This is a genomic window from Martelella mangrovi (assembly GCF_040545495.1).
Taxonomy (GTDB): domain Bacteria; phylum Pseudomonadota; class Alphaproteobacteria; order Rhizobiales; family Rhizobiaceae; genus Martelella; species Martelella mangrovi.
Genome location: NZ_JBEPLY010000009.1, coordinates 171701 through 179614, shown reverse-complemented (window position 1 = coordinate 179614; position 7914 = coordinate 171701). Strand labels below are relative to the sequence as shown.

At 59.6% G+C, this 7914-nt stretch carries 6 protein-coding genes; 5 read left to right on the top strand and 1 reads right to left on the bottom strand.

What is annotated here, in order from left to right:
• The 4 genes from ABID12_RS13880 to ABID12_RS13865 form a co-directional block, all read left to right on the top strand.
• On the top strand, positions 1–2161 hold a 2161-nt coding region (locus ABID12_RS13880), incomplete at its 5' end, for an Ig-like domain-containing protein (protein WP_354434717.1).
• A gap of 183 nt (positions 2162–2344) precedes the next feature.
• Positions 2345–4537 carry a type I secretion system permease/ATPase gene (locus ABID12_RS13875; RefSeq protein ID WP_354434716.1) on the top strand — a complete coding sequence of 731 codons (2193 nt, stop codon included), beginning with the start codon at positions 2345–2347 and terminating at the stop codon, positions 4535–4537.
• The gene (locus ABID12_RS13870; protein WP_354434715.1) at positions 4534–5715 is read left to right on the top strand and encodes an HlyD family type I secretion periplasmic adaptor subunit; all 1182 of its coding nucleotides are present in this window, start codon (positions 4534–4536) and stop codon (positions 5713–5715) included. Before ABID12_RS13875 ends, ABID12_RS13870 begins: the two co-directional genes overlap by 4 nt.
• A gap of 69 nt (positions 5716–5784) precedes the next feature.
• On the top strand, positions 5785–6195 hold the full coding sequence (locus ABID12_RS13865; RefSeq protein WP_354434714.1) for an outer membrane protein assembly factor BamE: 411 nt from the start codon (positions 5785–5787) through the stop codon (positions 6193–6195).
• Between the two features lie 73 nt (positions 6196–6268).
• Here the strand turns inward: ABID12_RS13865 and ABID12_RS13860 are convergent, their stop codons facing one another.
• Positions 6269–6628 (bottom strand): hypothetical protein, encoded by a 360-nt coding sequence (locus ABID12_RS13860; RefSeq protein WP_354434713.1) that lies wholly within the window; start codon positions 6626–6628, stop codon positions 6269–6271.
• Between ABID12_RS13860 and ABID12_RS13855 the strand changes: the two genes are divergently transcribed.
• Positions 6627–7889: a TolC family protein gene (locus ABID12_RS13855; RefSeq protein ID WP_354434712.1), complete on the top strand. Its 1263-nt coding sequence runs from the start codon at positions 6627–6629 to the stop codon at positions 7887–7889. The two genes, ABID12_RS13860 and ABID12_RS13855, sit on opposite strands and share 2 nt — an antisense overlap.
• Positions 7890–7914 lie beyond the last annotated feature (25 nt).

The following is a 7914-nucleotide window of genomic DNA, read 5'->3' as shown; positions in this document are numbered from 1 at the left end:
TGAAGTGACCTTCACCTTCTCCGAAGCGGTCGACGGTTTCGATGCCGGTGATGTCAGCGTTGGCAACGGCACGCTGTCCGACCTGACGCAGGTTGACGATCATACCTGGACGGCGACGGTGACGCCGGATGCCACCGGCGATGTGACGGTATCCGTCGCGGCCGGTTCCTATACCGACCTTGCGGGCAATGCAGGCTCTGCCGGTTCTGACAGCGATGTCTTCGACCGCACCGCGCCGACGGTCGATGTTGCGATCACCGACAACGGCCAGGACGGCACGCTGGTTCTGACCTTCGCACCGGACACCGACACCACGACCTTCGACCCGTCCGCCGACCTCGATCTCGTCAATGCCGATCTCGGCACGGACGGAACATGGGATGTTGACGGCGCCGGCAATCAGGTGTGGACGGCAACGATCACGCCGACGGCCAATGGCGAGGTCACGGCCACGGTCACCGACGGTTCCTACACCGATACGGCCGGCAATGAAGGCTCGGAAGGCGTTGGCTCGGAAGACTTCGATGTCTCCGGTCCGTCCGTCAATGTCGATATCGTCAATAACGGCCAGACGGGTGAAGTGACCTTCACCTTCTCCGAAGCGGTTGACGGTTTCGATGCGTCCGATGTCAGCGTTGGCAACGGCACGCTGTCCGACCTGACGCAGGTTGACGATCATACCTGGACGGCGACGGTGACGCCGGAAAACGCGGGCGGAGAGGTTTCCGTCACGGTTGCCGATGACAGTTATACCGATATTGCCGGCAATCTGGGCGAGGGCGGCACGGACGCGGAAATCTTCGACCGCTATGAGCCGCTGGCGCAGGACGACCACAGCAACCTGACGATCGGTGGCGATGATTTCAGCAGCGACCGGGACTTCAATGTTGCGTTCGTGCTCGATTTCAGCGGCAGCGTTTCCGATGATGAGGCGGATCAGATGCTTCAGGCTGTCAAGGCCGCAGGTCAGACCTTCTTCGAAGGGACGACCGGCGATGTCCAGATCCAGCTTATAGCGTTCGCTTCGGATGCCAGTTCGACCATGTCCTTCACCAACTACAACGACTTCGCTGCACAGGTCGATGCTTGGGAAAATAACCGCCCCATGAGAGGCGGAACGGACTATACGGAAGCCGTCAACCAGACCAAGGAGGACTTCCAGCCGATCGACGGCTATGACAACCGGGTTTTCTTCATGAGTGATGGCGAACCCACCGAACAGACATCCGGGTCGTGGGGCCACATCGACCACTCATTGCTGAGCAACACCGAAGCTGCATGGAACGATTTCGTCGCCAACAACGATATCGAAGTGCAGACGGTGGGTATCGGCCAGGGTGTCAGCGTTCCCCGGCTGCAGGATGTCGATGAAGCTGACGGCGATAACCACGTCATCGAGGTTTCCAACTTCGACGCTCTGGTGGACGAGTTGATCGACTCCCTCAAGGGAGCGGAAGTCTCGGGCAATGTTCTGCGCGGCGACGATGATATTGCCGGCACGGCGGATGATGACCTTCTGGGCGTTGATGGCGGCCATATCCTGTCCATCGCCGTTGACGGCGAGACCTATACCTACGGCACAGACGGGGTTGTCGACAGTCAAGGGAATACCGTTTCGGATGATGCCACCTTTACTGTCGATACGGCGCAGGGCGGTTCGCTCACATTCGATTTCGAAAGTGGCGACTGGGTCTATGAGGCCGATTCCGAAACCACGACCGGAACCGAGGCTTTCGATTATGTTCTGACCGATGATAGCGGTGACACGAGCAGCGCGACCCTGACGGTTGACGTTCAATCCGCGACGGCCGGGGCAAGTGCAACGGCAAGCATGGCACTTGAGGCCGACAGTGCCGATGCCGTGGATGCAGACCCTGTCTTCGCAACGGCCGCTTCCGACCTTCACGTGCAAACCCTGGGACTTGGCGGTGCGTATGACGACGCGGATGCCGGCGACGAAAACACGGTGTCGGTGTTGGGCGAAGATAACGACCTCACGGCTGACGACCTCGTCTACGAGGACAATGTCGAAAGTCTGGAGGCCTATCTGCCTGAGGAAAACAACACCGGCACGGCTGCCGGCGCATCGGAACCGGCTGATGCCGGAACCGTGAATGTCGATCTCGACGAGATTGAAGACCATGCAGCGATGGTGGGCTGAATCAGGCCACCAATGCTGACAGCGCAATTCCGGAAAAAGCGGACATTGTTTGCCCGTCCGGAATTGCACCAGAACAACAACCGGGGTGACTTCGCGTTTCGATGAGACGCGAAGTCCCATCGGCGGGAGACGCATTGCTGTGTCCCCGGTCCGGACAGCCCCTTCAAAGAACCTGGCCAGAAGATGAACATACATATCAAAGACAATCGCGCAGTCGGCGATGCGGCCGGTCTTTCGAGGGAGCCGGAGGTTGTTTCCGACCGGTGGATAGAAGCCTTGCTGACCGTTGCCGGACACTACCGGATAGACTGCTCGCCCGAACAGCTCAGGCTGGTGGATGCCTGGGGCCAGAGCGGTGACCGCAAGCGGGTCTTTGGCAAGCTGGCGCGGCAGGCCGGACTGGCGATCCGGTTTATCGACCGCGATGTCCGCAAGATCACACCGATGCGCCTTCCCGTCATTGTGTTCTTGAAGGACGGACAGGTTGCCGTTGCCAGTGGGCGCAACGGAGACAGGTTCGCGCTGACCTTTTCCGGCGATGGCGGTCTTTCTTCCGATGTCGCGATTGCCGATCTGAAAGACCGTGTCGAACTGGTGGCGGTTGTCAGGCCGGCGGGCGATATGCCGGACAGCCGGATCGACGATTATATCGAACCGTTCCGGAAAAACTGGCTGCGATCGATCGTTCTGGCCGATTTTCGGCCCTATTTCTTCATCATGCTGGCCTCGCTGGTGGCCAATATTCTGGCGCTTGCCAGCGTCATCTTCTCCATGCAGGTCTATGACCGGGTTGTGCCGGCCCAGTCCTATCCCACGCTTTTCGTTCTCGCGGGCGGTGCTTTTCTGGCGGTTCTGTTCGCCTTCATCATGCGTCAGATGCGCATGAAGATCACCGATGTGCTCGGCAAGCGCGCCGACCTGCGCATATCCGACAAGGTCTTCGGACGCGCGCTCAGGGTCAAGAATATTGCCCGGCCGCGCGCCACCGGCACATTCATTGCCCAGCTGCGCGAACTGGAGCATGTGCGCGAAATGATGACCGCCTCGGCGGTGTCGGCGATTGCGGATCTGCCCTTCTTCCTGCTGTTTTGCGTGATCTTCTGGTGGGTGGCGGGAAATCTTGTCTGGGTTCCGGCCGTTGCCGTCCTGCTCCTGATTGCGCCCGGCATTCTGGCGCAGAGAAAACTGCGCGAACTTGCCAAGGCAAACATGCGCGAATCCGCGCTCCGCAACGCCATGCTGGTGGAAGCGGTGCAGGGCCTGGACGACATCAAGCTGCTGCAGGCCGAAGACCGGTTCCAGAACCACTGGAACCACTACAATGCCGTCAACGCCGATTCCGGCATGAAGCTGCGTGACCTTGTGGGCACGCTCGGCAACTGGACGCAGACCGTGCAGGGCATGGTCTATATCGCGGTTGTCGGCGTCGGGGCGCCGGCGGTGATGTATGGCGACATGACGACCGGTGCCCTTGTTGCTGCGGCGATGCTTTCCACGCGCATGCTGGCGCCGCTGGCAAGTGTCACACAGGTCCTCAATCGCTGGCAGCAGGCGCGGATCGCGAGCGAAAGCCTCGACAAGATCATGATGCTGCCTGTCGATCACCCCGAAAATGCAAAGCGAATCCACAAATCGGCCATTGAAGGGGCCTTTCACCTGCAGAAGGCCGTTTTTGCCTATGAGGAAGAACCGGTTCTGACCGTCGACGACCTGAAGATCCGGGCGGGCTCGAAAGTGGGGGTCATTGGCCGCAACGGAGCCGGAAAGTCGACCCTGCTTCAGGGGCTGTCGGGTCTGATGGAAGCACGGTCCGGTACTGTCCTGATTGACAGCGCAAACATCACGCATGTCGACCCCGCCGACCTGCGCCGCGATATCGGTCTTGCCGGCCAGAATGCACGGCTTTTTTACGGCACAATTCGCGAAAACCTCTGCCTCGGCGCGCCCAATGCCCGCGACGAGGAGCTGATTGCCGCTCTCGAACGCACCGGTGCGTGGGAATTCGTCCGCAAGATGCCGGAAGGGCTGGATCGCATGATCCAGGAGGGCGGACATGGCCTGTCGGGCGGACAGCGCCAGGCCATCATTCTCGCACGGCTTCTTCTGCGCACGCCGTCCGTCGTTCTTCTCGATGAGCCGACGGCCGCACTTGATGAAACGGCTGAACAGAAAATTCTGTCGGCGCTCGGCGGGCTGGACGCGGGAACGACACTGGTCGTTGCGACCCACAAGCCGTCCGTTCTCACACTGGTGGATCGACTGATTGTGGTTTCCAACGGCAGGATCATCATGGACGGCCCACGGGACGCAATTCTCGCGCGCCTGCGCAAGGGCGAGGCCCATGCCGCCAAAAGACGCAAGGAGGCGGCCCAATGACCGCAGGCACGTATGAAGACCTGATTGAAGGCGATGATATTTCCGCCAGCGGCGCAGGCAAGGTGGTGCTGATACTGGCGCTGATGATCACGGCCTTTCTCGTCTGGGCCTATTTCTTCTCGGTTGAAGAGGTGTCTTCCGGTCCGGGAACGGTCGTGCCGCTGTCGCACGAGCAGACGGTTCAGTCTTTCGACGGCGGCATTCTGTCGGAACTCGATGTCAGCGCCGGAGAGATTGTTGACAAGGGGCAGATCATCGCCAGGCTCGATCCTACCCGCGCACAGGCGGAATATGATGAAACGGCTGCGCGCTACCGCGCCTCGCTGGCCCAGGCCGCCCGCCTGCAGGCAGAGGTCACAGGGGCGGAAACCGTCAATTTTCCGGCCGCGCTTGATGGTTTTCCCGATCTGACCGCTTCCGAACGAGCGCTGTTTGTCGCCCGTCAGGACAGCTACCACGAGTCGCTTGCCGATATGAAAGCGGATATGGCGCTGATTGACGAGCAACTCCGGCTGATGACGCCGCTGGTCGAGACCGGCGCGGCCAGCAAGGTCGAGCTGATCCGGCTGAAGCGCGACCGAGCCGACATCAAGCTGAAGATGGACGACATGCGGTCCAAATACATTGTCGAAAGCGGTGAAAAACTGGCGGAGGCCCAGGCAAAGGTTCAGTCGCTGCTGTCCACGCTTCACGGGCTTGAGGATACGATTTCTCACACGACGATCCGCTCCCCGGTGCACGGCATCGTCAAGGACGTCGCCGTGACGACGATCGGCGGTGTCATTTCGCCCAATGGCGCGGTGATGACCATCGTTCCGCTGAACGATCAGCTGCTGATCGAGGCAAGGGTTTCGCCGCGCGATATTGCCTTCATTCACCCCGGGCAACCGGCGCTCGTGAAGATCACCGCCTATGACTATTCGGTCTATGGCGGGCTGGAAGGCTCGGTTGAAAACATTTCGCCAGATACGATCCGCGACGAGATCAATCCGGAAAACCTCTATTACCGGGTTTATATCCGCACGGCCTCGGACGCACTCGTCAACAAGGCCGGCAAACGTTTTCCCATCAGCCCCGGCATGGTTGCGTCCGTCGATATCAAGACGGGTGAGAAGACCATCTGGGACTATCTGATCAAACCGCTCAACCGTGGCCGTGAGGCCTTGCGGGAACGCTGATGAACCCGGGGTAACCGGCCTGTTCACCCGGGCGCCCCGACCATGACTGACACATAAAAGGAGAGCGAAATGCTGAAAAGAGTATCCATCGCCGTGCTGGCTGGGGCCATTTTCGTGGGGCCTGCCTTTGCCGGGGGGCTGAATGAGCAAAAGGCGAATATGAGGTTCGAAAGCGTCACGCCGGCCCTGACCGAGCTTGACGCAAATTTTGTGCGCGATGGCAAACCGGTAACGGTCGAGCTTGTCCGTCAGGTGGAAATCGGTGCGGCGCAGGAGCAGGTTGCATCACTGCTTGGCCAGCCGGTTCAGGCCGCAAAGAGGGGCAATACCTCTGTCTGGGATTATAATCTCAAGTTCACAACAGCGCGCGACGGCGAGATTGTCTGCCAGTACAAGGTGCTGTTCGACAAAACGCAGAAGGTTGACGAAACGGTCTGGCGCAGGCCGCAATGCCGGGACCTGATGACCGGTCGCGGCTGACCTTAACGTAGAAAGTGTATTGTTCGCTGCACGTCTTGAGGCGGGGGTTACATCCTCCGCTTTGCGAACGGAATCAATCTGTTGATTGCAAAACTATTTTCTTGAAAGCCTGTTTATGGCATGCTGTCAGCACTGATTCGTTATTTCCTGCAGCAATCTGTGCTTGCGTTATCCGCTCGGGAACAAACAGCCCTGGAAGATATGTCTTGAGTGTGTACTTCAAGACATCATGACGTGGAAGCGCAGTGATACACCGGATAATGCACTGTGCGGCGGCGGCCGCACGGCGACCGTTATTGTTGCTTGTTTTTGGGCTGGTCATCGCCTCGACTGGCTGCTCGACAAGTGGAAACGGACGCCCCTCAGTTTCTTTTGAAGACCGGACCGGCTCGATCCGGAAGGAACGGCCGGCAGTGCAGGAGCCTGTGGACATGGCTGCCGCCGGGCAGTCGCTCGACGGTCTTGTACAGATTGCGCTTTACCAGAGCCCTGCAATGATCGAGCAGGCTGCCGTCATTCGCGAGGAAACGGGAAATATCGATGTCGCCAAGGGCGGTTATATGCCGATGATCGGCGGTGGCGTCACCGGCGGTGTGGGCGATGCCGGCGATCCGGCCTTCGTGCTTTCGGCCGACCAGCTTCTTTTCGACTTCGGCAAGACCGACCGCGAGGTTGCCCGGGCCGACATCACGGCCCAGGAGGCCCTGCTGCAATTCCAGAGCAATGCCGACACGGTGCTCGGCAACGTCCTGACGGCCTATGCCGAATTCAGCCGATACCGCAGAAACGTCGAAATCGATGGAAAACGCGTTGCCCGGCTGAATGAACTCAGCGATCTCATCAGTCAGCGTGCGGCGGCCGGCGCGACGACGCAGCCGGATGTGCTGGCGGCTTCGAACAGTCTGGAAAAGGCCAAGCACGACCTTCTCGAGATGAAATCTGAACGCGATCGGGCAGCCAATCAGCTCCGGGAATATTCCGGTCCGTTTGCTGTGAATATCGATGTCAGTCTGTCCGATGTTCCAGGCGCCTGCGTTCCCACGGAGGCGATTTCCGACACCTTGCCGGAAATCGCGCTCGCCCGGCTGAAGATTGCCAAGGCTCAGCTCGATTATGAAGATGCATCCAAGGCGCGGCTACCCGGCGTTTCGGCGGAAGTTTATGGCCGCCAGCCGCTTTATGACGAGGGCTTCCGTGTCGGCGTCAATTTCAACGTGGTGCCGACCCTGTTTCGCGGCGGGGCCATCGAAGCGGGGAAGAAGGCCGCCGAAGAGGCGCTTGCAGCAGCCCGCGCCAACCTGGACAAGGTGCACAGAAGCGCCTCGCTGGATTCGCTTGATGCCGGAACGGCGATGACCAATGCCCGTGAGCTGATCGCCTCGTCCGATCGCCAGATCAAGCTTCTCGATGAAACCAGAACGCTTTATCGAAGCCAGTATTTCGATCTGGGAACCCGCAGTCTGACCGATCTTCTGGATACGGAGGAAGACTATTACGACGCGCTGATTGCCCGCAGCAATAGCCAGCGCGACCTCGATATCGCCTTGCTGGAATGCCATCTGGTCAACAGCAGCTTGCGGTCTTCGCTCGGCCTTGCGAACATGACGCTCTACGGCTATCCGATTGACAGTTTCGGCATTGATGTCGGTGAAGAAGAAGAGGACGAGACTGCGACAGAAGCGGTGTCGCTCTGACAGTTTATTGACAAAGGTACCCACC